The sequence below is a fragment of the Pedobacter sp. FW305-3-2-15-E-R2A2 genome (genome assembly GCF_038446955.1).
Lineage (GTDB): Bacteria > Bacteroidota > Bacteroidia > Sphingobacteriales > Sphingobacteriaceae > Pedobacter.
The window spans coordinates 5,035,303-5,059,770 of record NZ_CP151803.1 but is presented as its reverse complement, the minus strand read 5'-3'; the positions used below and the strand labels follow the sequence as shown (position 1 = coordinate 5,059,770).

At 41.8% G+C, this 24,468-nt stretch carries 23 protein-coding genes; 17 read left to right on the top strand and 6 right to left on the bottom strand.

Features of this window, described 5'->3' with window-relative positions:
- Positions 1–103: 103 nt before the first annotated feature.
- The 6 genes from AAFF35_RS20405 to AAFF35_RS20380 all read left to right on the top strand — a co-directional run bounded on the left by AAFF35_RS20405 (position 104) and on the right by AAFF35_RS20380 (position 6,831).
- Positions 104–1,423 (top strand): hypothetical protein, encoded by a 1,320-nt coding sequence (locus AAFF35_RS20405; protein ID WP_342328384.1) that lies wholly within the window; start codon positions 104–106, stop codon positions 1,421–1,423.
- Between the two features lie 65 nt (positions 1,424–1,488).
- A complete protein-coding gene (locus tag AAFF35_RS20400; protein WP_342328383.1) occupies positions 1,489–2,847 on the top strand; it encodes a hypothetical protein in 1,359 nt (452 codons plus the stop codon).
- Between the two features lie 68 nt (positions 2,848–2,915).
- Positions 2,916–3,989 (top strand): hypothetical protein, encoded by a 1,074-nt coding sequence (locus AAFF35_RS20395; protein ID WP_342328382.1) that lies wholly within the window; start codon positions 2,916–2,918, stop codon positions 3,987–3,989.
- Positions 3,990–4,077: 88 nt separating this feature from the next.
- The gene (locus AAFF35_RS20390; RefSeq protein ID WP_342328381.1) at positions 4,078–4,527 is read left to right on the top strand and encodes a DinB family protein; all 450 of its coding nucleotides are present in this window, start codon (positions 4,078–4,080) and stop codon (positions 4,525–4,527) included.
- A gap of 161 nt (positions 4,528–4,688) precedes the next feature.
- On the top strand, positions 4,689–6,164 hold the full coding sequence (gene guaB / locus AAFF35_RS20385; RefSeq protein ID WP_074605749.1) for an IMP dehydrogenase: 1,476 nt from the start codon (positions 4,689–4,691) through the stop codon (positions 6,162–6,164).
- Between the two features lie 82 nt (positions 6,165–6,246).
- Positions 6,247–6,831 carry a TIGR00730 family Rossman fold protein gene (locus AAFF35_RS20380; protein WP_342328380.1) on the top strand — a complete coding sequence of 195 codons (585 nt, stop codon included), beginning with the start codon at positions 6,247–6,249 and terminating at the stop codon, positions 6,829–6,831.
- A gap of 1 nt (position 6,832) precedes the next feature.
- On the opposite strand, the gene AAFF35_RS20375 is transcribed toward AAFF35_RS20380, so the two are convergent.
- Positions 6,833–7,546, bottom strand: coding sequence for a hypothetical protein (locus AAFF35_RS20375; RefSeq protein WP_342328379.1), 714 nt, complete (start codon positions 7,544–7,546; stop codon positions 6,833–6,835).
- A 100-nt stretch (positions 7,547–7,646) separates the two neighbouring features.
- Here AAFF35_RS20375 and AAFF35_RS20370 point away from each other — a divergent pair, with 100 nt between their 5' ends.
- Positions 7,647–8,366: a diphthine--ammonia ligase gene (locus AAFF35_RS20370; protein WP_342328378.1), complete on the top strand. Its 720-nt coding sequence runs from the start codon at positions 7,647–7,649 to the stop codon at positions 8,364–8,366.
- Here AAFF35_RS20370 and AAFF35_RS20365 read toward each other — a convergent pair.
- Positions 8,356–9,693, bottom strand: a complete 1,338-nt coding sequence (locus AAFF35_RS20365) for a TIGR00341 family protein (RefSeq protein WP_342328377.1) — start codon at positions 9,691–9,693, stop codon at positions 8,356–8,358. The genes AAFF35_RS20370 and AAFF35_RS20365 overlap by 11 nt on opposite strands.
- Before the next feature lie 148 nt (positions 9,694–9,841).
- Between AAFF35_RS20365 and AAFF35_RS20360 the strand changes: the two genes are divergently transcribed.
- From AAFF35_RS20360 to AAFF35_RS20335, 6 genes are all read left to right on the top strand, one after another.
- Entirely contained in the window at positions 9,842–10,060 is a 219-nt protein-coding gene (locus AAFF35_RS20360) for a hypothetical protein (RefSeq protein ID WP_342328376.1), read from the top strand.
- An 8-nt stretch (positions 10,061–10,068) separates the two neighbouring features.
- Positions 10,069–10,326, top strand: a complete 258-nt coding sequence (locus AAFF35_RS20355; protein ID WP_342328375.1) for a hypothetical protein — start codon at positions 10,069–10,071, stop codon at positions 10,324–10,326.
- Between the two features lie 148 nt (positions 10,327–10,474).
- A complete protein-coding gene (locus AAFF35_RS20350; protein ID WP_342328374.1) occupies positions 10,475–12,103 on the top strand; it encodes an acyl-CoA carboxylase subunit beta in 1,629 nt (542 codons plus the stop codon).
- A gap of 130 nt (positions 12,104–12,233) precedes the next feature.
- The gene (gene trxB / locus AAFF35_RS20345) at positions 12,234–13,196 is read left to right on the top strand and encodes a thioredoxin-disulfide reductase (RefSeq protein WP_342328373.1); all 963 of its coding nucleotides are present in this window, start codon (positions 12,234–12,236) and stop codon (positions 13,194–13,196) included.
- Between the two features lie 284 nt (positions 13,197–13,480).
- The gene (locus AAFF35_RS20340; protein ID WP_342328372.1) at positions 13,481–15,382 is read left to right on the top strand and encodes a family 20 glycosylhydrolase; all 1,902 of its coding nucleotides are present in this window, start codon (positions 13,481–13,483) and stop codon (positions 15,380–15,382) included.
- A gap of 24 nt (positions 15,383–15,406) precedes the next feature.
- Positions 15,407–16,027 carry a hypothetical protein gene (locus AAFF35_RS20335; RefSeq protein WP_342328371.1) on the top strand — a complete coding sequence of 207 codons (621 nt, stop codon included), beginning with the start codon at positions 15,407–15,409 and terminating at the stop codon, positions 16,025–16,027.
- 38 nt (positions 16,028–16,065) lie between these two features.
- Here AAFF35_RS20335 and AAFF35_RS20330 read toward each other — a convergent pair whose 3' ends face one another.
- Together AAFF35_RS20330 and AAFF35_RS20325 are read right to left on the bottom strand one after the other, a co-directional pair.
- The gene (locus tag AAFF35_RS20330; protein WP_342328370.1) at positions 16,066–16,698 is read right to left on the bottom strand and encodes a response regulator transcription factor; all 633 of its coding nucleotides are present in this window, start codon (positions 16,696–16,698) and stop codon (positions 16,066–16,068) included.
- Positions 16,691–19,615, bottom strand: a complete 2,925-nt coding sequence (locus tag AAFF35_RS20325) for a two-component regulator propeller domain-containing protein (protein ID WP_342328369.1) — start codon at positions 19,613–19,615, stop codon at positions 16,691–16,693. Before AAFF35_RS20325 ends, AAFF35_RS20330 begins: the two co-directional genes overlap by 8 nt.
- A gap of 190 nt (positions 19,616–19,805) precedes the next feature.
- Between AAFF35_RS20325 and AAFF35_RS20320 the strand changes: the two genes are divergently transcribed.
- The 3 genes from AAFF35_RS20320 to AAFF35_RS20310 all read left to right on the top strand — a co-directional run bounded on the left by AAFF35_RS20320 (position 19,806) and on the right by AAFF35_RS20310 (position 21,652).
- Positions 19,806–20,168 (top strand): hypothetical protein, encoded by a 363-nt coding sequence (locus AAFF35_RS20320; RefSeq protein ID WP_342328368.1) that lies wholly within the window; start codon positions 19,806–19,808, stop codon positions 20,166–20,168.
- A gap of 11 nt (positions 20,169–20,179) precedes the next feature.
- Positions 20,180–21,037: an AraC family transcriptional regulator gene (locus tag AAFF35_RS20315; RefSeq protein ID WP_342328367.1), complete on the top strand. Its 858-nt coding sequence runs from the start codon at positions 20,180–20,182 to the stop codon at positions 21,035–21,037.
- A gap of 165 nt (positions 21,038–21,202) precedes the next feature.
- Positions 21,203–21,652: a nuclear transport factor 2 family protein gene (locus AAFF35_RS20310; RefSeq protein WP_342328366.1), complete on the top strand. Its 450-nt coding sequence runs from the start codon at positions 21,203–21,205 to the stop codon at positions 21,650–21,652.
- Between the two features lie 158 nt (positions 21,653–21,810).
- Here AAFF35_RS20310 and AAFF35_RS20305 read toward each other — a convergent pair whose 3' ends face one another.
- Positions 21,811–22,410, bottom strand: coding sequence for a hypothetical protein (locus tag AAFF35_RS20305; protein ID WP_342328364.1), 600 nt, complete (start codon positions 22,408–22,410; stop codon positions 21,811–21,813).
- Entirely contained in the window at positions 22,397–22,894 is a 498-nt protein-coding gene (locus AAFF35_RS20300; RefSeq protein ID WP_074605733.1) for an RNA polymerase sigma factor, read from the bottom strand. Before AAFF35_RS20300 ends, AAFF35_RS20305 begins: the two co-directional genes overlap by 14 nt.
- A 150-nt stretch (positions 22,895–23,044) precedes the next feature.
- On the opposite strand from AAFF35_RS20300, the gene AAFF35_RS20295 reads away from it, so the two are divergent.
- A complete protein-coding gene (locus AAFF35_RS20295; RefSeq protein WP_342328363.1) occupies positions 23,045–24,430 on the top strand; it encodes a dicarboxylate/amino acid:cation symporter in 1,386 nt (461 codons plus the stop codon).
- Positions 24,431–24,468 lie beyond the last annotated feature (38 nt).

The window sequence follows — 24,468 nt, the reverse complement described above, 5'->3', positions numbered from 1 at the left end:
ACTGCAATTTAATAAAAAAAACATACAATGGTAACATTCGTGTTTAAAAAACAATATAAAAATTAAAAATCATCCAAGAACCAATAACGACAATTGTAATATTATGAAAAATGTATTATTAACTGGCTTAGCTTTAGCTGCCCTAACATTCGCTTCTTCTTGCAAAAAAGATTCAAACACTAGTGATAACGGATTTGAGAAACGTGGTACTGTAGCGAGCTATGCTTCAGCAGCTGCTTTGCCTGTTCAAACTGTAAGCGGTGTAATTTCTACAAACACTACCTGGGATAATTCTAAAGTTTGGGAGCTTAGTGGCGTAGTTACAGTTGCAAATGGTGTTACTTTGACCATTCAGGCTGGAACTTATATTAAATCAACTGCAAACACTGTTGGTGTTCCTAACGGAGTATTAGTTGCTGTTCGTGGTGCTAAAATCAATGCAATTGGTACTGCACAAAGCCCAATTATCTTCACTAGCCGTGCCTTGTTAGATAATAACGCTGCTACTGCACCTGCTCCTGGTGATTTTGGTGGTGTGATCCTTTTAGGTAAAGCACACGTAAATACAACTACCGGAACTAAAGAAATCGAAGGTTTACCTGCAAATGGTACTTATACTTTCGGTTCATTAAGAGGAACTGAAGTTGAAAATGACAACTCAGGAACTTTAAGCTATGTACGTATTGAGTATGCTGGTTTTAACTTAAGCACTGATAATGAAGTAAACGGATTAACACTTGGTGGTGTTGGTAACCTTACTACTTTAGACCATATCGAAGTGAATTATGGAAAAGATGATTCATTCGAGTTCTTCGGTGGAACTGTAAACGCAACTTACCTGGTTTCAAAAGCAGCTGATGATGATAACTTTGACTTCGATAACGGATACAATGGATCTATCAGATATGCAGTAGCTATTGCAGATAAAAATTCTACACATAGCCAAAGCGGTGGTGCATCAGATTCAAATGGTATCGAGTCAGATAACAACGCTCCTGCAGAAGATGCTACTTTCAGCTTATTGCCTAAAACTCACCCTAAATTAAGAAACTTCAGCATTATCGGTACTTCAGCTGTTAACACTGGATATAAATTTGGTGTACGTAACCGTCGTGGTGCTGAGATCGAATTGTCTAACTCAATCGTTGCTGGTTACCCTTCAGGTTTTGTTTTCAATGATGGTACTGAATCTTTCTACGCTTCTGCTGTTTCTAAATTAACAAGCAATGATTTCCACGGATTTACTGCTGCAATCACTCCTGCAGGAACTTATACTGGAAATACTATTTCGACTGCTGCAACTGCCCCTTCATACGGTATGACACAGCCGTTCTTTAACAATGGAGCTTTAAGCTTTGTTGGTGCATCTAACGGTGCGTTTGCCGTTAGCACTACATGGGCTCAAGGTTGGTCAACTTTGTAAGCGAATAAAATTAGTTAAAATGAATTGCAGCATATTGCTGCAATTCATTTTTAAATAAAATATAGATGAAGAAACTTACAAGCTCCAATAAGAATAATCACATTATGATAAAAAATGTATGGTTCGCAGGTATGGCTTTGACTGTTCTGATATTTGCTTCTTCCTGCAAAAAAGACTTAAATACCAGCAATAAAAAATTTGAAAAACGGAGTGTAAGAGCAGATTATGCTACGGCTGCAGCTTTGCCCGTGCAAACGGTTAGCGGTGTGATCACGACAAATACAACCTGGGATAATTCTAAAGTTTGGGAACTTAGCGGTGTAGTTATAGTTGCAAATGGAGTTACTTTAACCATTCAACCAGGGACTTATATCAAATCAGTTGCAAATACTCCCGGTGTTTCTAATGGGGTATTGGTGGTTATTCGTGGTGCTAAAATTAACGCAGTTGGTACTCCTGAAAGTCCAATTGTTTTCACAAGTCGTAATCTGTTAGATAATAACGTTGCTACTGGACCCAATCCTGGTGATTTTGGCGGTGTTATGCTTTTAGGTAAAGCACATGTAAACACAGTTAGTGGAACTAAACAAATCGAGGGGCTTCCTGTATATAGTTATTTTGAATTTGGCGCTCCAAGAGGAACTGAGGTAGAAAATGATAACTCAGGAATTTTGAGCTATGTGCGAATTGAGTATCCTGGATATTATACAACCCCAAATGGTGAAATAAGTGGATTAACTCTTGGTGGTGTCGGCAGTGGAACGACATTAGATCATATTGAAATTGCTTACGGACAAGATGACTCTTTTGAATTCTTCGGCGGAACTGTAAATGCAAACTACTTGATTTCGAAAGGAGCTGAAGATGATAATTTCGACTTTGATAACGGATACAATGGATCAATCAGATTTGCAGTAGCTGTTGCAGACCGAAATTCTACACATAGCGGAAGTGGCGGGTCAGATTCGAATGGCATTGAATTAGATAACAATGCTCCGGGAGAAGATGCTACTTTCAGTTTAGTCCCTAAAACGCATCCAAAGCTGAGGAACTTCAGCCTTATCGGTACTTCGGTAACCAATGCAGGATATAAATTTGGAGTACGTAACCGTCGTGGTGCAGAAATTGAATTGGCTAACTCATTGATCACTGGTTACCCTTCAGGCTTTGTATTTAATGATGGAACCCAATCTTTCTATGCTTCTGGTGTTTCTAAATTGACAAATAATGATTTTCATGGATTTGTTGCTGCAATCACGCCCACAGGAACTTACACAGGAAATACAGAATCTACTACTCCGACAGCTCCTTCATTTGGTATGTCGCAGCCATTCTTTAACGATGGAGCTTTAGGCTTCGTTGGTGCGGTCAAAGGTGCTTTTGCAATTAGTGCGACATGGCATCTTGGTTGGTCAACTTTATAGTTAGTCAAAAAACTAGTTAACATGAATTGAAGCCTGGAGCTCTAATTCATTTTTTAAATAAAATATACATGAAAAAAAATATACAAATTATCTTCTGTTCTTGTCTTGGAGTTATTTTACTCTTAATGTTTAGTTGTAAAAAGCAAGAATTGGCAGTAGAGAACCCGCCTAATGTAATTGACTTGGCTATTAATGGAACGACTTTAACTGATACACTGGAATTCCTAAAAGATGGAAAAGTAATCGGACAAACAGATTCACAACATGGAAGTCTTAATGTCAAAGTGCTGGTTCAAGGTCCTGAGGCAGAGCTAAAAATACGTCGTAAAGGACAACAGGATATTTTGAGTACAAGAACAATTTCAGCTGAACAAAAGCTACAAAATATTGAATACTATTTTGATGGAGATAAAATCTTTAGTAAAGAAGCGACTTTAAATATTAAGGGATATTCAAGTGGAGGAGAATTAGAATTTGTCATTGGAGATAAAGTACTCGGCTCTGGGACTGAAGTTATCAACTCTGTATTGACTGTCGGAATTGAGGCTGGTCAGAAACGGGAGTTGCAAATACGTAAAAAAGGAACAACAGAATCCTTGATGAGCAAAGAAATTTCAAGTGAAAAACCCATTGTTGCTCTGACTTTTTATTACGATGGAACAAAAATGTATGATAAGATAGATTTAGCTGTTCCGGTAAATCCTGCAAATATGATAGTAAATGTTTCGTTTACAAGCAAATTAGATATCCTTAGAGGGCCGGTAGACCTGGTCTTTTATACAGGGAAAACTTCTGGGATGGAACCTTATCAGTTTAGTCCGACTACGTTGAGAATTGAACTACCTGCAGACGGGACTTTTAGTAAGAACATAGAACTTCCGGCTTTGCCTGAGTCCGGGACTTTCGATAAAAATGTATACACTTTTAGAGTGGTCAAAAGAGGCACATTAACCGAACTTCCTTATGATATGACAAATGAATATCCGCCTTCCAGGCCCGAAAGTGGCTTCTATTCGGGTAATATCACATTTACTGCCGGAGGAACAGCCATTTTTATTGTGAGTGATATGAAATTACCTGATGATTGGGATGGAACGATTGTCCGCCCAACTATGACCGACATCGCCCCCTACTTTAAATAAAACATAACAACCCCCAAATATGTTCTCGTTCGTCATGCCGGTCCCCAATCATCCTGGACCGCATGACGTTTTTTTTTATCTTTGCTACATGTCAATCCAACCAAGTTTAACCCGTCTTCAGTATCTATGTGATACCATTCCCGATTTATTAACTCATATCCCTGAAACAGATTTCGCGCATAAACCCGCCCCTGGAAAATGGAGTAAGAAGGAAATGTTGGGGCACTTGATTGACAGTGCAACGAACAACCACCAGCGATTTGTAAGGGCGCAGTTTGAAGAAAGCCCAACGATCGTTTACGATCAGAACAATTGGAATACCTATAGCCATTATAATGTACTAGACAGCAAGCAACTGATCTTATTCTGGGAAACTTACAACCGTCATCTCCTTGCATTGATTCCTAATATCGCTCCGGAAAACCTGGATAAAACATGTTCCAATGGGGGAGAAGCCCCTCAAATCATCGCATGGTTGTTCATCGACTATGTTGCTCATATGGAACATCACCTGAAACAAATGCTAACTTACTCCTGAACAAACGTTAACTGATCAGGAGCGTCCTTTTCCAGGATTAAGGAATCTTAATCTTAGTGTAATCTTTTAACTCAAACCAGCTATATTCAGAGAACTGTTGCATAAAAGCCAAAATAATCGTAAGTTTGCCCGGCAAATAGTAACTCCTTAAATTATTTGCTATGCAACTCGATCCTAATAAATTTATCTCTGAAGGCTTAACATACGACGACGTATTATTAGTCCCTGCTTATTCTGAAGTTCTGCCACGTGACGTGGATACCGGAAGTTTTCTTACCAAAAAAATACGCTTAAATGTCCCTGTAGTTTCTGCAGCCATGGATACCGTAACTGAAGCTGGTCTGGCAATTGCCATCGCCCAGGCAGGTGGTATCGGAATGCTTCATAAGAACATGAGCATCGAGCGTCAGGCGGAAGAAGTCAGAAAAGTAAAACGTTCAGAAAGTGGAATGATCCAGGATCCGGTTACTTTAAATGCTGATGCTAAAGTGGCAGACGCATTCCAGATCATGAAGGACTTTAAAATAGGTGGAATTCCTGTAATTGATGCCGACAATAAACTGGTAGGTATCATCACCAACAGAGATCTTCGTTTCCAAAAAGACATGCAACGTAAAGTTTCAGAAGTGATGACCAGAGAAAATCTGATCACTGCTCCTGAAGGTACCACCCTTTTACAGGCAGAAGAGATCTTACAAGATTATAAAATTGAAAAACTTCCTGTAATTAATGCAGAAGGACACCTTGCCGGTTTAATCACTTTCAAGGACATCCAGAAATATAAAAACTACCCTAAAGCCTGTAAAGATGAGCGTGGAAGATTACGCGTAGGTGCTGCGGTAGGTGTAGCAGCAGACAACATTGACCGTGTCGCAGCATTAGTTGCAGCAGGAGTAGATGTGGTTACTGTAGATACTGCACATGGTCATTCCAAAGGAGTGATTGATATGGTGAAAGCCATCAAAGCAAGATTCCCGGACTTACAGGTGATTGCCGGAAATATCGCTACTGCAGACGCAGCAAGAGCATTGGCTGAAGCTGGTGCTGATGCGGTTAAAGTAGGGATCGGACCAGGTTCCATCTGTACCACAAGGATCATCGCAGGGGTAGGTGTACCTCAGTTATATGCGGTTTTCGAATGTGCTCAGGCATTGATCGGTACAGGCATTCCTGTGATCGCCGATGGCGGAATCAAACAAACAGGTGATATCGTTAAAGCGATCGCTGCAGGAGCAAGCTGTATTATGGCAGGTTCATTGTTCGCAGGAGTAGAAGAATCACCAGGTGAAACCATCATCTATGAAGGACGTAAATTTAAATCTTACCGTGGTATGGGTTCTGTAGAAGCCATGCAACAGGGATCTAAAGACCGTTATTTCCAGGATGAAGAAGATGTCGTAACGAAATTGGTTCCGGAAGGAATTGTAGGCCGTGTTCCTTACAAAGGAACTTTAGCAGAAGTGATCTACCAGTATGTAGGTGGATTAAGAGCAGGAATGCACTATTGCGGAGCAGCAACGATCGAAGATTTACAAAAAGCAAAGTTTGTGCGCATCACTGCTGCGGGTATGAGAGAAAGTCATCCACATGATATCTCTATTACCAAAGAAGCACCAAACTATTCGAGTACGAGATAATTCAATTGTCAGATAATTTATTGCCGGAGAGGCTGTATCAGTTTTGAAAAGATGATGCAGCCTCTTCTTATTTTGAGTATTTATGAAATCTATAGGTGTTTATTGCGGTGCCAATTTTAATGGCGATCCGGTTTTATTGGCAGCGATTGAAAATCTTGCCCAGACTTTTACAGATCATCAGATCCGACTGGTTTATGGTGGTGGAAGTGTGGGGGTAATGGGCATCATTGCCGATGAAATGTTAAAACGTAAGGGACTGGTAACGGGCGTGATTCCTCAGTTCCTGATGGACAAAGAAGTAGGCCATACCGGACTTACAGAAATGATCATCACGGAAAATATGCACCAGCGCAAGCAAAAGATGGCAGACCTGTCTGATGGTTTTATCATCCTGCCCGGAGGTTTTGGAACATTGGAAGAGTTCTTTGAAGTGCTGACCTGGTTACAGCTAGGCCTCCATACCAAACCAATCGGTGTCTTGAATGTAAGCGGTTTCTATGACCATCTTTTTGCTCAGATGGACGTAATGGTACAACATCAGTTTCTAAAACAAAGCAACAGAGATCTGGTATTCAACGAAGCTGATTCAAAGACCCTGGTAAGTAAAATGATGACATTTGATGTCCTTCCGGACGATAAATGGTTCAAAGACCGAAACCTAAGTTAGTTTATAAGAATTCGTCCGGACCTATTTCCCAGGTCCAGGGCTTCTTAAAGCTTTGAAAAGTGCGTAAGGTTTTAAAGGGAAAATCTTCTGAAATGGTTTCATTCGCTGCATCTCTGTTGTGGGTCTTTCCTGTTGTCACGAGACGCTTTCTAAGAATGAAATCATATTTTTTATGGGTCATCTCTCCGGAGCTTTCATTGTAATACTCGTTGCCTGCTTTTTCCAGAAACCAGTTTTTATCCTGGTATCGGAAGGTATAGTTGAGCTTCCAACGCCAGTCGCCACCTCCCTCAAAGGACAAAACAAGTTTGTTGGAATCAATTTTTAAGGGACGCAAGGGATCACCCATGGTGCCGCCCTCAGCGGAACGGAGAATAAAGTTGTTGTTTTGAACGCCAATCTGGTACCCTTCTCCGTTTGCACGTTTAAAATAAACAGCCAGAATTCTTGGCTTCTGAATTTCTGTAATGATTTCTGTAGTATTGTCTCCATAAGCACGGCTTTCCCGGACTTCTTTATGGTATTCCATAATAAAAGCCAGGTCATTCAGTTGGTCCTTGTTCAGGTCGCCGGAGATAGAATCCAGGATTTTCCAGTTTGCAGGAACCAATGCCGACAACGATTTCCCCTGACTCGGAAGGCTAGGGTATTTAAAGTTTTGCGCGTAAACAGCCGTCTGACAAGCTAAAAAAAATAAGACCAGTTTAATCCTCATACATATAAAAGAACGATAATCATGCCGAAATAGTGTTTCCTCTTGTTCGGAACGCTGAAGATCTTGCAATAACTCAGAAAAGATCTTGTAATATTGTATCATGATGAGTAAAAAGATCAGCCTTTTCAACTGGAGTGGAGGTAAAGACAGTTGCCTCGCCCTGCACCATACTTTAGCAGATGATGGCTTTGAAGTGAGGTATTTGCTAACCACCGTCAATGAGGCCTTCAATAGGGTCAGCATGCATGGTGTCAGGGAAGAACTGCTCCAGACACAGGCAGCAAATATTGGAATCCCATTGTACCAGATCCGCCTACCGGAATCTCCAAAAATGGAAGATTATGAGGAAAGTATGCAGCGCCATTTAACAGGTTTACAGGGGGAAGGAATCACGCATTCTATTTTCGGGGATATCTTTCTGGAAGACTTAAAGAAATACCGGGAAACCAAATTGGAAGAAGTCGGACTAAAAGCAGTATTCCCTTTATGGAAACAGGATACCAGGGCCATCATCCGGGAGTTTTTAGCCCTGGGTTATAAAACGGTGATCGTCTGTGCAAAAGATGGACTGGAAGCGTTTTGCGGAAGGGTGATCGATGAACAATTTATGGACGACCTTCCGCCTGGAATTGATCCCTGTGGAGAGAATGGCGAGTTTCATACTTTCGTGTTTGACGGACCGATATTTAAATCACCGGTTCATTTTACCCTGGGCGAAAAGGTGTACAAGACTTTCCCTTCTCCGGTAGATAGGGAAGAAAAACCTGCGGGTTACTGGTATATCGATTTGTTGCCTTCAGGACAAAAGCCTACTGAATAATTAATTTTAATGAATCTGCTTTTACCCGGTTTTTTAACCATAACCTGAGTTTGTTTTGATCGGCAGCGGGTACTGGTTTTATAAACGAAGCAACAACCATGGTCATGGTGTCTGCGCGGTTGGAATCGGTTCTGTTAAATATGGTATTGGAGATGCTGTACGCTTTCAGATCGGGATAGAGTATTTTCAATTCTGACCTGAGGTCGGGCAAGGGCAAATCCAATGCGGCAGAACCGGTATTAGGCTTAACCTGCGCTGAATTGCTTTTGAAAACATCTTCCAGAATGCTGGCTTTAATCTGAGAAAGATCGATCTCATTTTTGGCATTCAGCCCTTGTCTGATGATGAGCCTGGTTCCTTTCAGCTGATAACCTTTTAGCTTATTGCTTAAAGAATCCAGTTGTCCTGCAGACAGCTCGTTTCCGAGCAGCAGTAAATCAATTTCGCTTCCTTTTCTATTGTATTTAAAACTTTTAGAAATGACCTGTGTGTCTTTGTAATTGAGTTCCTGGTGCACGAACTTGGCGGCATTGTTCTCAAAAATACTTTTGTCTACAATCCGGTAAGCCAGGTATACGCTTGGTGCTGCGGTGAGGAGTACGATCATCAGGATGTAACGGCTCACTTTCTTTTCATAGGCTTTATCTCCAAAATCTTTCTTATGAAATTTCAGGTAACGAACGATGAGAAAGGTGGCTACACAAATGAAAACACTATTGATAAAATAAAGGTAAATGGCACCGAGGAAAAAGTAAAGGTTGCCGGTAGCAATACCAAAGCCGGCAGTACATAATGGGGGCATCAGTGCCGTTGCAATCGCTACCCCGGGGATCACATTGCTTTTTTCTTTTCTTGTGGCAGCCACGATTCCGGCAAGGCCCCCTAAAGCGGCAATAAAAACATCCCATAAAGAAGGTGATGTTCTGGCCAGTAACTCGGATTGTGCTTCATGCAATGGGGTTAACGTAAAATATAAGGAAGAAGCGATGATGCTGATGATGGTGGCGATGGTTAAATTTCTCAGGCCTTTCTTAACCAGCTCAAAATCATTGGTGCCGATGCCCAGGCCGATCCCCATAATCGGTCCCATGAGCGGAGAAATTAGCATCGCCCCTATGATTACGGCAGTAGAATTTACATTCAATCCTATACAGGCTACAAAAATGGCAAAGATCAAAGTCCATAAATTTGCACCTTTGAATTCCACGTTCTTCTTGATGGATTCTACCGTCTCCGCCTGGTCCTCACTGTCTTCCTGCAGGTTGAAGCGGTAGGATATAAATTTTTTTATGGAAGTATAAATATCGTTCATTTGGGGCTTTTCCATCAGACGACAATTATCGGTCCTAAAATAATCGACTAAATCCTACCACTCAATGTCTTAAAATATATAGATTCGATAGTATAGGGGGTTATCGGGGGATACATCTCATATACTAAAATTTTAGCTTACCAGAACTTAAATAAATTTCAATATGAAAAAATTGTTGTTGTTGAGTACGGCTTTATTATGCCTTAACATTTCCGCGAAGCCGATGTATATCACTTCCATTTGGAACAGGCCGGTACAGGTACCGCATTTCATCAGGACGAACAAAAGTATGTCATGGATACGCGGAAACGGAAAGTGCTTCTTCCTGAGATTGAATATAGAAGAATGTCGTTTTGAGCGCTTAAAAAGAAAGGAGAAATAAAAATGTATATGGAAAATCATAAACAGGAAAGACTCCGGCTGCTGATCAATTCGTTTTTCAAAGAGCATTCATTTGATGAGCTCATGGAAGTGTTGTATGTGCTTTACAGGGGCTGGGCATTGCAGGTCTCCATTAAAGTGGACCGGGATGAAAGGTTAAGGATGCTCATGGGCTATAATGATTTGAAAGCGTTTCTGGAAGAATTCAAGGAGCTGTATGAATCTGAAATTCCGATTGAAAAAGACGCTTCACAATCCGGGTTTTAACTATTTTTATTTGCGCATGGGGCTGGAATAAGACAAAAAAAGAAATATTTACAACAAATTTATAACGGAATGCAAAACAAATGAAAGCTTTGTACCAAAGCCCGAAACGGACTTTTGTTTCGATGGAAAATAGATTTAACTTGCCCCAATGAATATAGAGTTCAACAAAAACGAAGACTTGAACAAACAATCCGTTTACGAATTAAAGACAAGACTTAAAAAGATATATCAGGGTGGGGGAGAGAAGAGTGCTGCAAAGCAAAAGGAAAAAGGAAAGTTATTGGCGCGGGAGCGTATCGCCTATTTAATTGACAAGGAAAGTGAATTTCTGGAAGTCGGTGCATTGGCCGCTGAAGGAATGTATGCCGAACAGGGAGGATGCCCTTCTGCAGGCGTTGTCTGTGGAATTGGTTACGTTTCCGGCCGGCAGTGCATGATCGTTGCCAACGATGCCACGGTGAAAGCCGGAGCATGGTTTCCTATGACGGCAAAAAAGAACCTTAGGGCGCAGGAAATCGCAATGGAAAACCGCTTGCCGGTGATCTATCTGGTGGATAGTGCAGGGGTTTACCTGCCGATGCAGGATGAGATCTTTCCGGACAAAGAACACTTTGGACGAATGTTCCGCAACAATGCACTCATGTCTGCAGATGGAATCGTACAGATTTCTGCGATTATGGGCTCTTGCGTTGCTGGTGGTGCTTATCTTCCGATCATGAGCGATGAAGCCATGATCGTAGATGGTACAGGCTCTGTATTTCTTGCGGGTTCTTACCTGGTGAAATCGGCCATCGGCGAAGACATCGACAATGAATCCCTTGGCGGAGCAACCACTCATTGTGAAATATCGGGCGTAACGGATTATAAACATCCCAATGACCAGGCTTGTCTGGACAGCATCCGCAACATTATGAGCATGTTAGGCGCTCCGGAGTCTGCAGGCTTTGACAGGATTAAACCGGCAATGCCTAAGCTAGATCCGGAAGAGATTTATGGCATCCTACCCGAAAACAGAGAGAAACCTTATGATATGCTGGACATTATCCACCGCCTGGTAGACAATTCCGAATTTGAACAGTATAAGGAATTATATGGCCAAAGCATTATCTGTGGATTGGGCAGAGTAGATGGCTGGGCAGTGGGCATCGTTGCCAATCAACGCAAAGTCGTGAAATCCAAAAAAGGAGAAATGCAATTTGGTGGGGTCATCTATTCCGATAGTGCTGATAAAGCCGCCCGTTTCATTATGAACTGTAACCAAAAGAAAATTCCTTTGGTATTCTTACAGGATGTGACAGGGTTTATGGTGGGCAGCAGATCTGAGCAGGGCGGAATCATTAAAGATGGGGCGAAAATGGTGAACGCAGTGGCCAATTCTGTGGTGCCTAAATTTACCATCGTTCTGGGGAATTCTTATGGTGCAGGGAACTATGCCATGTGCGGTAAAGCATATGACCCAAGATTGATCTACGCATGGCCAAGTGCCAAAATTGCGGTAATGGGTGGATCTCAGGCCGCAAAAGTCCTGTTGCAAATTCAGGAAGCTTCGCTAAAATCCAAAGGAGAAACGATTACCCCGGAAAAAGAGGCCGAACTGCTAAAGGAAATTACAGACCGTTATAACAGTCAGACCACTCCTTATTATGCCGCATCAAGGCTATGGGTGGATGGCATTATTGATCCTAAAGAAACGCGGAAAGTGATTTCTATGGGCATAGAAGCTGCCAATCAATCGCCGATAAAAAAGGCCTTCAATGTAGGGATTATCCAAACCTGATCTGCTGAGGAAGAGAATAAAAGCACTGATTTATAATCCCTTAATCATAATGCGGCTTAGTTGCATTTTGTCTCTTGCTCAAAGCAGGATAAAAGTGTAATTTTGTATAATAATAGAAAGAATAAATAATATGTCAGAAGAAATAGAACACGTTCAATGTTTAATTATAGGTTCAGGACCGGCAGGATATACTGCAGCAATTTATGCGGCCCGCGCAGACCTGAAACCAGTAATGTACACCGGTATGGAGCCGGGTGGACAATTGACACAAACCACCGATGTTGATAATTTTCCGGGATATCCGGGTGGAGTTATGGGACCGGAAATGATGGAAGACTTCCGTAAGCAGGCAGAACGCTTTGGAACGGATATCCGCTTTGGTTATGTGAGTGCTGTAGACTTCTCTTCTATGCCGCATAAAGTGGTGGTAGACGACATTAAAACGATTACTGCAGATACGGTGATCATTTCTACCGGTGCAACCGCAAAATGGCTGGGTTTACCTTCAGAACAAAAATACAATGGTTTTGGTGTTTCTGCATGTGCAGTATGTGATGGCTTCTTCTTTAAAGGACAGGATGTCGCAATTGTTGGTGCTGGTGATACCGCTGCTGAAGAAGCAACTTACCTGGCCAAACTTTGTAAAAAAGTATACATGCTGGTAAGAAGAGATGAATTCAGAGCTTCAAAAGCAATGGTTCACCGTGTGTTGAATACCCCTAACATTGAGGTGGTATACCATACGGAAACTCAGGAGATCATTGGTAATGGTAAAAATGTAACTGCAGTGAAAGTATTGAACAACCAGACTGGTGTGGAATCAGAAATTCCTGTAGAAGGTTTCTTCGTTGCCATTGGTCATAAGCCAAATACAGACATCTTTAAAGGATGGTTGGATATGGATGAAACAGGTTACCTGCAAACCATTCCGGGTTCTACAAAAACAAATGTAGAGGGCGTTTTTGCTGCTGGTGATGTTCAGGATCATTATTACCGTCAGGCAGTAACCGCTGCAGGATCAGGATGTATGGCTGCATTGGATGCAGAACGTTACCTGGCTGCTAAAGAACACGAAGTGAAAGCTTTATCTTAAGAGATATCAAGATACCATGACATCATGATGTCAGGAGACGGGTTCCATAAGGAGCCCGTTTTTTTATGCCCTGAAATTTCAATTTCAGCCTGTTAAGCCATTCATCGGGTGGTATCGCAATTTGTGATACCACCAAAACAAGCCCTTATTTTGAAGGATTTTTTTTATCTTGTGCATTAATTCAAACCAGTTTATTTAACCAAACCTCTGCGGAATGACCAGCTATTCACCAGGCTGATGAAATTCTGGGGAGCCTAAAAAAGAATTAAACACAAAACACACAAATGAAAAAATTATTTACAATTGTTCTGCTGGCATTTCTTGCAGTAGAAGCATCAGCACAGCAAGACCCGAACATGGGCATCATTCCTGCGCCAGTGTCCGTTAAGAAGAATAGCGGAACCTTTAAACTGGATAAAACAGTCGTTTTAATATCCAATGAGCCTAAAAATTCAAGGATGGCAGATTTGCTAAATGCTTTTGTCACTACAAAAGGTGGTTTTGCCCTGAGAGAAGTGAAATCTGAAAGTGCAAACGAAAAGGCCATCATCCTAACCTCAGAAGGTGCCGGTCAGTTGCCTGCTGAAGGTTACAAAATCAACATCACAGATAAAAAGATTACAATTATTGGTCAGGAAGCAGGATTGTTCTATGCGGTACAATCCATGATGCAGCTGATGCCGGAAAAACAAAATAACGAGATTTTGATCCAGGCAGCTGAGATCAACGACTATCCCCGTTTTAAATACAGAGGAATGCACCTGGATGTATCCCGTCATTTCTTCCCGGTTTCTTTGGTTAAAAAATACATCGATGTGATGTCTCAGTATAAACTGAATAACTTTCACTGGCACTTAACAGACGATCAGGGATGGAGAATAGAAATTAAGAAATATCCAAAGCTGACTTCAGTAGGGGGCAGCAGAAACGGAACGATTATCGGACATCACCCAGGCGTAGGAACGGATAATAAAGAATATAAAGGTTTTTATACCCAGAATGAAGTAAAAGAGGTGCTGGCTTATGCCGCTGCAAGATTTATCAATGTGGTGCCTGAAATTGAACTTCCGGGACATGCTTCAGCTGCAATTGCTGCTTATCCTGAATTGAGCTGCTTTCCGGAAAGAGATACTTTCGTAGATGCAAAAACACCTTGGTCAGGAAGCAGAAAAGGCAAACAGGTACAACAGCAATTTGGCGTATTTGATGATGTGTTCGTACCTAGCGACAATACCTTTAAATTCCTTGAAAATGTATTGGATGAAGTGATCGCATTGTTCCCTTCCAAATACATCCACATTGGTGGTGATGAGTGCCCTAAAGAATATTGGAAACAAAGTGAATTCTGTCAGAAGCTGATTAAAAAGTTAAATCTGAAAGATGAGCACGGACTACAGAGCTATTTCATCCAGAGAATTGAAAAACACGTCAATAAAAGAGGTCGTTCTGTAATCGGATGGGATGAAATTCTGGAGGGTGGATTGGCACCTAATGCTACGGTGATGTCATGGAGAGGTACTGAAGGTGGTATCGCTGCGGCAAAACAAAGCCATGATGTGATCATGACACCGAATGCAGGTGGTTTGTATTTTGACCATAAACAAAGTAATTCTCCGGATGAGCCGACCAATATTGGTGGTTTTGCACCGTATACGAGTGCTTATGCGTATGATCCAATGCCTAAAGAACTAAATGCCGATCAGCAGAAATATGTGATCGGTGTTCAGGCAAACCTTTGGACAGAATACATCCAGACGCCGGTAAAAGTAGAATATATGATCATTCCAAGGGTGTTCTCTTTGGCGGAAATTGCCTGGAGCCAGCCTGAGCGTAAAGACCTGAAAAACTTCTCTGAAGAACGTCTTCCTTTGCATCTGGCAAGATTAGATCAGACAGAAACCAATTATTGGGTACCTACACCACTGGGCTTAAATGAGAAGGTGATGAACGGCGAAAACTTCAATATTGAACTTAAAGCTCCGGTACAAGGATCGAAAATCTATTATACGTTAGACCTTACCCGCCCTTCGGTTAATGGTAACTTGTATACTAATGGTGTGAAAGTGATCGTTCCTAAAGGAGAAAAACGCGTTTTGAAAACCCTGGTGATCACACCTGCAGGTAAACAAAGCGTGGTAACAGAGACCATTTTAAACAATGGTGCTGCGGATGTAAAATCTAAATAATTGTTCGTTAAAAAAAGATAAAAGATGAACCTAGGTAAATATTTCATGAAGCTGCCCTTGCTATTTGCAGGGCTGCTTTTATTGGCTTCCTGTGGAGACAGCGCTTCTGAAAAGATGGCAGCTAACAAATCCACTCAACCTGATGTTAAAAAGCCTGCGGGCCAGTTTCCTTTCTATAAGGACATTGCCATCCGTCCGGGGATTAACTTTGAGGTAGTCAGTTGGGGTAAGGGAGTGGATAGTGTAGGTGGATACCTGATTTTGTTATCAGATACCCTTAGAAACAATTACAAATCCTTTTCGAATGAACGTAAAGGCATCATTACGGATGCCTGGAATATGGATCTTGACAATGATGGCAATCCGGAACTTTATATTGAATTGCTCAGCAAGAAAAATGTACTGGACCTCAATGTTTATGAATATGCCGGTGGTGAATTCAGAAAGATCAGTTTCCCTCCTTTGAGCAGTTCCATGAAAAAGGCGTATCAGGGCGGAGATAAATTCATCATTAAAAATGGCGATTTGTTCCGTTCTTTTCCGATGGTGAATCCTAAAGATACAACCATTAAGGCCGGAGCAATTAAAATGCTGCAATACCGCCTGAACGGGAATAGCTTCTCTACGAATGAAATAAAAGAATAAGCTGGTTTTCCGGCAACATTACAAACAAAAGGCTGGTTTTAAACCAGCCTTTTGTCTTTTGCAACCTGTATGGCTTCCGCCTTTGAATTCACATTGAGCTTGCTGTAAATATTTTTGGTATGCGTTCTTACGGTTTCTACTTCGATAAACAGCTCTTTCGCAATTTGTCCGCGGTCTTTACCCGTGGTCATCAGTTCCAGGATCTGGGTCTCTCTTCTGGTAAGCGGAGAATCCGGATTTCTTTGTAAAGAAAGAATCACGGTCTTGGCCACATCAGGACTCATCGGGCCACCACCCTGAACCACATCTCTGATGGCTTCAATCAATTTTGCTGTAGGGGTGTTCTTTGTAAAATAACCGGAAGCACCATTGGCCAGGGCATCAAGAATGGTCTTTTCTGTTTCATAAACGGTCAGCATGATGACGTAAACATCCGGCAGTAGTTTTTTGAGAATGGGTAAGGCATCAATGCCATTCGTTCCGGGAAGCTGAATATCCAGGATAATGACATCAGGATTGTCCCTGACAATTTTATTTCTTGCCGAATCAAAAGATGGATAGGTCGCCACCACCGTATAAGGGGAGGTATGGTTAATTAAATAAGCATAACCCTCCCGGATGGTCTGGTCGTCCTCAATGATCACGATTCTTGGTTCCGGCTGATTATACATTTGTAGCGCGCATTAGCGTGGAAAGATTAACCCTTAGCATGATCTCTGTACCGGACTGATCCGAATTGATATTTAGTTTTGCGTTGATTCTTTGTGCTCTCACGTTCATATTGTTTATTCCATGCCCATCCATGGAGGCGGCAGCATCAAGTCCCTGCCCATCGTCTTTAACCCCGATTTCGAGTACCCCATCCTGCACTGTTGCTGAAAAAATGACCATTCCTGCTTTGGAATGTTTCAGCGCGTTGTGTATCGCTTCCTTAAAGATCATCAGCAGGTTCCTGCTCATGTCTAACGATAGTTTTCCGTCATGATGATTCAAATGAATGCGATCTTCAAACCGGATCGGAGTGCTGTTAAACATCTCCTTCCCGAATTCCCGGATGTGCTCCAGCAATTCGCTCAACTTATCGTTTTTAGGATTTAGCGACCATAAAATATCCTTAGTACCCCTATATAATTCATTCACATTGTCGTTGATCTTTAAGATGATATTTCTCTTTTCAGTATCTTTCTCATCAATCATACTGCTCAATACTTCTGATAAGACGGAGATACGGGTCAGTTTGTTACCAAGATCGTCATGAAAATCTTCAGCAGTCTGTTTTCTCACCTTAAACTGCTCTTCCAGCTTGATCTTTAACCTCAGTTTCCGCTTACGTTCTTTCAGGTTGATGATGATATAAACGGCTAAAAGAATGAGCAGGACAATGAGCACAAAGATAAACAATCTGAATATACCAGTCTGATAATAAGGAGGCGTAATTTCAAAAGTAAAAGAAGCCGCATTGACGGAAGAAGTCCCGCTTTTTGTAATGGCCTTTACCTGAAAGGTATATCTGCCCGGAGGAACAGAACTGAAATTCATGGAGGTATTGCTGATCGTCTCGCTGAACTTGGTATCCAGCCCGATTAAGCGGTATTGATAGAGTAACCCCTCTGGATTGGTCAGGAAAATACCTGTAAAATTGACGATAATATTGTTTTGCTGGTAGGGGAGTGTGATGATCCCGCCCAGGTCCTCTGCCTTAAAAGTGGTTTGTTGTTTTTGCTGGTATCCCTTGTTTCCCTTATTTTGTGCAAAGGCGGTCACCGAATTAATGTAGATATAGGGTTTGCCGGATTTTGGAATATAGGAAGTACTGTTGTAAACAATGGCCCCCTTGGTGGTTCCTATCCAAACCTTGTTTTGATCCTGAAGAATGGCATTTTGATTGCATTCTACCAGGAGTGCCTGTTCATTGTTGTTTTTGATGACACTGAAATTGCTCGTGTTGATCTTATTGATGCCTTTCCCTGTTCCCACCCAAATGATGCCCTGGTCGTCAGCAAGCATGCTGTAAATGTGATCTGAGGCCAATCCGTCACGGGTACTGATGGTCCTGGTCTTTCCTGTTTTGAGGTGCCAGACCAGCACGCCATTGTCTGAAGTGCCGAAAAGAACGAAGCCTGCCGCTTTAGACATGCAAAGGATACTGGAGCCGGCCAGCTGAGGAAGTTTAAGCTGGGAGATTTCATGTTTGGAATTGATCAGGTAAGCGCCGTCCTGTGTGCCGACCAGAATCTCCCCGAGGTACGTTTCCAGCAACGTACTGCCAAATTGCTTGCCAATCCATTGCAATTGCCTGCGCTTTTGGTCCAATAGAAAACAGCCCGCGTTGGTCGATAACCAGATCTGGCCACGACTGTCCTCCAGAATGGTGTTATAAGCGATGGCGTGCTGATCTTTGACCATTTGTTCCATGCGCTTGCCATTGTACCGCCAGAGGCCACCATATACGGTTCCTATCCAGATGTTTTGCGCCCGGTCATTGTACAGAAAGTTGATGTTCCTGCTGCTCTCCATATCGGAAGGAATGCTGATCTCCTTGATCTTCCCATCTTTATATTGGAACAGACCACCATAAGTGCCCATCCATATTTCCTCTGCTGAGGGACCTTTGGCCAGACTCATGACGATCTTACTCCTCAGCCCCTGAGACTCGTCGAAAATCACATAGCTGCGGTCAACAAACTTAAATAATCCGGTGCCATCTGTGGCCAGCCAGATGTTGTTCTCCGCATCCTTAAAAATGGCATTCACCATATTGTTGCTAAACCCATTTTTCCCGTCGAAATGAATCAGCGTGGTATCAGTCAGGTAATATGCCCCGTTTGCAGCACCTATCCAGATATTGCTTTTCGAATCCTGCTCTATGACTTTGAATTTTCCCGAAACGTATTGAGATATTTTGCTGTTTTCTGCCGCAAAGAGCCCTTCGTTGGTCAGAAACCATAATTTGTTTCGATGAAACCTGTCGCTGAGAAAATCAGTAATGTATAGGTTTTTTAACTGATCATTGAGCGGATGCGGCCTCCATTTTTCGTTTTCCAGGTAGAAGATCCCCTTTCTGAGTACGGCGACGGCTACTTTTCCATTGTCATCTGCCTTAAGTGCGGTTACATGATCATCGCCTTCGCGGCTGATGTTCAGGAATTCAGTTCCGGTTTCGCTGGTCTTGAAGAGTTTTGTCGAGCTCAGCCCATAGATGACTCCTTCGTGACTGGTCACGAGTTTCCCTACCCATTCTTTGGTCTGTTTGTAGTTGTTGAATTTCTGTCCGTTAAACTTCGATATCCCCCAGGCAGTTCCAACCCATATCTCGTCATTTTTATTGAGGCTAAGCGCGAGGGTGAAATTGTTGTTTAGACCATTCGTCTTGGTATAGCTACAAAATTGCTTTCCATTAAAGCAGCTCACCCCACCAAGGGTAGTTACCCATAACCTGCGTTTGCTGTCCTGAGTGATGGCCGTAACCTGTGATTGCGTTAAGCCGTCTTCGATGTCGTACTGACGGAAGTTATAGCGCTGAGCAAAACTGTATAAACTGTTAAGCAGCAGGCCTAATCCAATGAGAATAATCTTTTTGTAATGCAAGTCGGTGGGAATTCAGGGTTTAAACCAGTGTAAATATATTTATCCCTTCACAATTAAAAAATACCCCTTAAAGGGTGATCTTTTGTGAAAAATGAAATATACCCCCTGAGGGGGGAACAGACAGTGATTAAGCAATGTTAATTTTGTTAAATAATTTACAAAAGAACTCATCTTCGCCGGTTTTTATACTATGGATCTTGAACAAAAATATAAAGTGGTCTATGTGACGGACATCAGAAGTTCGCTGGATTTCTTTATGAACAAGGTCGGTTTGAAAAAACAGGAAGAATTGAACATTCCCGGGAGAGACTGTGCGGTATTGAAAATGTTCAATGGTGATTTTCTAATGTTGCTGCAAAACGAGGAGTTGGAACCTGCACCGGTTGTATTGCATACGGACGATTGTCTGAGGGACCATTACCGGCTTAAAGAAGGAGCGGTAGAGGGTTTAACGGAGCCTGTTTACAGGGCGGATGGGGTAGCCATCGAATTTCCGGATCCCTGCGGCAACAGGTTTGTATTATTGGAAGAACGAGATTATACCGATGCCTAATTAACGAAGACATGAAGTATCAGAGAACACTGGTCAACAAAAACGAAGTCATAATTGAGTCTGCCTATGATTCTTTTCATCCGGAAATTTCCGGCAGGTACGCTATTGACATGATCTTTAGCGGATCTGCCGATTATACCGCTTCTAACCGGGACCTGACGCTTTTCTCTGAAAATTTCATCTTTTTTAACCAGCAAACAACTTATACTAAAAGAATCAACTCCCCATCGAAAGTTTGTTCTATGTCGGTGTTATTCGACCCTGATTTTGTAAGTGATTTCGAATATTCAAGAAGGGCGAAAGACAGCATGCTTCTGGATGATCCGGAAAATAACAGGAAAGAAGCACCGGTTTTTGTAGAGGCCATTTATCCTTTACAGGGCAATATGAAGTTTAACATGCTGCATCTGAAAAAACACATCGATGAGGGAAGTACCGATGCTTTGATGCTGAGCAGTTATCTGGAACATTGCCTGATCAACTACTATGAAATCTACCATTCAGAAGTGATCAACAGGGAAGCTTCCCTGAAATTTCTCAGTCATACCACCAAGTCTGAAATCTTAAGAAGACTCTCCATTGCCAGGGATTACATCATCAGCAATTACAATAAAAATATCTGTCTGGAAGATATTGCGAGAATTGCCTGCCTGTCTGTAAATCATTTCCTGCGTACTTTTAAACAAGCTTACCAGCAATCACCGCATCAGTTTTTAACGAGCATCAGGTTGCAGCAGGCGAAATACTTTCTGCGAAATACGGACTATCCGATCAATGAAATTGTAGACATTGTTGGTTTTGAATGCCCAAGCTCTTTTATCCGCTTGTTCAGGAACTCTTTTCAGGTAACCCCGGGGCAGTACAGGTAACCTTTTTATTACTGTTTTTACTTTGGAAAAGTGTTTTTAGCATATTGATATTCAGTTATTTAACTGAATTTTAATAAAAAAAACACCTCATGAAACCATCATCAGCAAACCACTTACAAACCGCAATTGCTTGTGATCGCTTCTTCACCTTAAAAAAAACATCTCATGGAAAAAAAACTAACAATGTGTATGGCAATACTGTGTATTGGCTGCACTGTCGCCTTCGGTAAGTCTTTTGAAGAAAACCCCCCAAAGAAGAATATAAACAGTAAACCGGTTGATGTAGTCGGAGCTTACATTGATGCAAATCTGCATACGGATGTGAAGCTGTTTAACCAGGTGATGAGTGACGATGCCTTCGTCAGCTTTTGCAATGGAAGAACAGCAAAAAAACAACGCAAATCTGAATTATTGGCTTTCTATAAAAAAATGGGACCAACAGACCTTAACTGCGATTCGGATTATGAAGTTTTATCGAGCAGTGGCAATGTGGTGATGGTACGTGTGGATTTTAAATTCCCTACATTTTTACAACGTAATTTCCTGACGATCGAAAAGAATGAGCAAGGACTTTGGCAAGTTACACAAGTAAATAAATTCAACGAAAACCGCTAGATTGGTGATTTTCGCCTATCGCAGGGGGATGATTGAGGGTATATTTGTAGCAGGATGATCCACTTGTAAGTTCGGATGAATTAGATTTGGGTTAGTTAATAGTAAAAAGTCATCTCCGATTAGGAAGATGACTTTTTTTATGACTTGTTTTTTCTGATTTAAGATTGTGTTTTGAATTGACTTCCAAGTCTTTCGAACTTTTCGATCAGCAGGGCGATTCTTTCCCTGTCTTTTTTGATTACCGCCTTGCGCACTAAAGTGGAGCAGAAGATCATCCATAAAAACGAGAAGAGGACGATGAGGATCTGTGCCCATAGCTCCATATAAGTCACCACTTCGATGAGGTATAAGCCAACGCCCAGTGTCAGGGCAACAGCATAGATCCAGTACATTTTATTGTAAAGGCTAAATCTGCTCAGCTGGTATTGTTTCAGGCTCACGAGAAATTCGTTGGGATGTGTCGTGAAATCATTCCTGGAGATCAGGCGGTGTCCCTGAGCTAAAATGACGGTAAGCGCGGCAATGGCCAGCAGTACAATCAGGATTCCGGCGTAAGTGGTCCAGGACTGAAAGTCGATGAAAAGACACAGACTGCCAACGGCTATAAAGGAGGTGACCATTCCTGCGATGTTGAGTATCGATCTGTTGCTGATGGACTTTACTTCCTTTTTTGCCTGTGCCAACATTTCATCTGAAGAGATCTTCACCTCTACAGAATGCGATTGCCAAAGCGATTGTATATGATCAAATTCTTGCATGCTGATTGTATAATTCTGTAAGTTTTAATTTAATGCGGTGGATTTTTACCCTTAGGTTTCCTTCGCTAATCCCTGATATCTCCGCGATCTCATGGTAGGGGAGCTCATCCAGTACCATGGTAATGATCAAACGGTCATTTTCTTCCAATTGAGAAATCGACTTATAAAGTAAGGCCACCTGTTCATTCTTTTCAGAAAACTCCTCAGGTCTGGTTTCTATAATGTTGTCGGTTAATTCATCTTTCGCCTGTCGCTTTTCTGATCTTAAATAGGTAAGGCAGGTATTTACAGCAATCCGGTAAATCCAGGTAGAAATCAGCGACTTATTCCTGAACTTGTCCAGGTTTTGCCAAACCTTTAAAAAGGTTTCCTGGAGCAAGTCATTGGCCGAATCCTCATCCCCGGTGTAGCCGTAGCATAGGTGGAATATTTTCTTGGAGTTAGTGTCAAAGATTTGTTTAAATAACAGGTCTTTCTCTTTCAATATGCGTCTTTTTATTATTGGTTTAGATATAGGCAGGGGCCATTTGTTACAAAATGCAAGGTATAAAGTTAGTTCCTTTATCAATAATATTTAGAGAATAATTTAATTGTTGTAGTTTTACAGGCTGTACAATTACTTTAAAAGCTTAAGATGTCAAAGAACAACAGGTTAACATTTTTTATTTTTCTTGCCTTAATATTAGGGGTCGCTCTAGGGTATTATTTAAATGTAAATTCATTTAAAGACTACAATGGAGACATTACGAAAGCAGAGGCCAGAATTAAAGGGATAGAGGTAAAATTAAACAACCTGAAAGACACCACTGTTGTTCAGTATGCAGAATTAAACGTTCAGAAAGTCGCTGCCCAGAAGGCCCGTGTAGAAGCGGAAAAGGTCAGAGAGAAAAAATTAGAACCCCTTACCTTATTAAGTGACATCTTCCTTCGGTTGATTAAAATGATCGTTGCACCTCTGGTTTTCTCTACGCTTGTAGTCGGAGTAGCCAAAGTAGGGGACATCAAAGCCGTTGGAAGGATTGGCGGAAAAACGATGTTATGGTTCATGAGTGCTTCGCTTTTATCATTGGTACTGGGAATGATCATGGTGAATATCTTTAAACCTGGTGAAGCGATGCAGCTGCCTTTGCCTCCGAGCAATGCCGATACCGGGATTCATAAAGTAGCAGTATCACTTAAAGACTTCATTTCTCATATCGTTCCTAAGAGTATGACGGAGGCAATGGCCACCAATGAGATCCTGCAAATCGTAGTTTTCTCTTTATTCTTTGGGGTAGCCACCGCTGCGATAGGAGAAAAAGGACAAGTGATCATTAAATTCTTTGATGCCGTAGCGCATGTGATCTTAAAAGTAACGGGATATGTGATGAATTTTGCCCCTTTTGCGGTGTTTGGGGCGATGGCCGCTATTGTGGCCAAACAGGGGCTCAGTGTCCTGTCTACCTATGCGCTGTTTATCGGGGAGTTCTATTCGAGTATGTTATTGCTCTGGATCCTGTTGATTTTTATCGGTTTTACCATCCTCAAAAGCAGGGTATTTAACCTGATGAACAGAATGAAAGAACCGGTATTGGTGGCTTTCAGTACGGCGAGCAGTGAAGCTGCTTATCCAAAAACGATGCTTCAGCTGGAACGTTTCGGCTGTAAAGAGAAAATTGTGAGTTTTGTATTGCCACTGGGTTATTCTTTTAACCTGGATGGCTCTATGTTATATATGACATTTGCTTCCTTATTTATAGCACAGTCTTATGGCATTCATTTGTCTTTTGAGCAACAGGTATCTATGTTGCTGATCCTGATGTTAACGAGTAAAGGAATTGCGGGTGTGCCAAGAGCATCCCTTGTGGTAATTGCAGGAACCATCGCTTCTTTCAATATTCCGGAAGCAGGTCTGGCCTTATTGATCGGGATCGATCCTTTATTGGATATGGGAAGATCAGCAACTAACGTGATCGGAAACAGCATCGCTACTGCGGTAGTGAGCAAGTGGGAGGGAGAGCTCTCCGAACCGCTGGATTAGCCTTAACAACAATAATATACTAACAACAATAAAATAAC

Coding starts and splice junctions, on each gene's coding strand:
- AAFF35_RS20395 (WP_342328382.1), top strand. CDS start 2,916: ATGAAAAAAAATATACAAATTATCTTCTGTTCTTGTCTTGGAGTTATT.
- AAFF35_RS20390 (WP_342328381.1), top strand. CDS start 4,078: ATGTCAATCCAACCAAGTTTAACCCGTCTTCAGTATCTATGTGATACC.
- AAFF35_RS20340 (WP_342328372.1), top strand. CDS start 13,481: ATGAAAAAATTATTTACAATTGTTCTGCTGGCATTTCTTGCAGTAGAA.
- AAFF35_RS20380 (WP_342328380.1), top strand. CDS start 6,247: ATGAAATCTATAGGTGTTTATTGCGGTGCCAATTTTAATGGCGATCCG.
- AAFF35_RS20350 (WP_342328374.1), top strand. CDS start 10,475: ATGAATATAGAGTTCAACAAAAACGAAGACTTGAACAAACAATCCGTT.
- AAFF35_RS20305 (WP_342328364.1), bottom strand. CDS start 22,410: ATGCAAGAATTTGATCATATACAATCGCTTTGGCAATCGCATTCTGTA.
- AAFF35_RS20335 (WP_342328371.1), top strand. CDS start 15,407: ATGAACCTAGGTAAATATTTCATGAAGCTGCCCTTGCTATTTGCAGGG.
- AAFF35_RS20320 (WP_342328368.1), top strand. CDS start 19,806: ATGGATCTTGAACAAAAATATAAAGTGGTCTATGTGACGGACATCAGA.
- AAFF35_RS20360 (WP_342328376.1), top strand. CDS start 9,842: ATGAAAAAATTGTTGTTGTTGAGTACGGCTTTATTATGCCTTAACATT.
- AAFF35_RS20365 (WP_342328377.1), bottom strand. CDS start 9,693: ATGGAAAAGCCCCAAATGAACGATATTTATACTTCCATAAAAAAATTT.
- AAFF35_RS20375 (WP_342328379.1), bottom strand. CDS start 7,546: ATGAGGATTAAACTGGTCTTATTTTTTTTAGCTTGTCAGACGGCTGTT.
- guaB (WP_074605749.1), top strand. CDS start 4,689: ATGCAACTCGATCCTAATAAATTTATCTCTGAAGGCTTAACATACGAC.
- AAFF35_RS20315 (WP_342328367.1), top strand. CDS start 20,180: ATGAAGTATCAGAGAACACTGGTCAACAAAAACGAAGTCATAATTGAG.
- trxB (WP_342328373.1), top strand. CDS start 12,234: ATGTCAGAAGAAATAGAACACGTTCAATGTTTAATTATAGGTTCAGGA.
- AAFF35_RS20370 (WP_342328378.1), top strand. CDS start 7,647: ATGATGAGTAAAAAGATCAGCCTTTTCAACTGGAGTGGAGGTAAAGAC.
- AAFF35_RS20405 (WP_342328384.1), top strand. CDS start 104: ATGAAAAATGTATTATTAACTGGCTTAGCTTTAGCTGCCCTAACATTC.
- AAFF35_RS20355 (WP_342328375.1), top strand. CDS start 10,069: ATGGAAAATCATAAACAGGAAAGACTCCGGCTGCTGATCAATTCGTTT.
- AAFF35_RS20310 (WP_342328366.1), top strand. CDS start 21,203: ATGGAAAAAAAACTAACAATGTGTATGGCAATACTGTGTATTGGCTGC.
- AAFF35_RS20400 (WP_342328383.1), top strand. CDS start 1,489: ATGAAGAAACTTACAAGCTCCAATAAGAATAATCACATTATGATAAAA.
- AAFF35_RS20295 (WP_342328363.1), top strand. CDS start 23,045: ATGTCAAAGAACAACAGGTTAACATTTTTTATTTTTCTTGCCTTAATA.
- AAFF35_RS20330 (WP_342328370.1), bottom strand. CDS start 16,698: ATGTATAATCAGCCGGAACCAAGAATCGTGATCATTGAGGACGACCAG.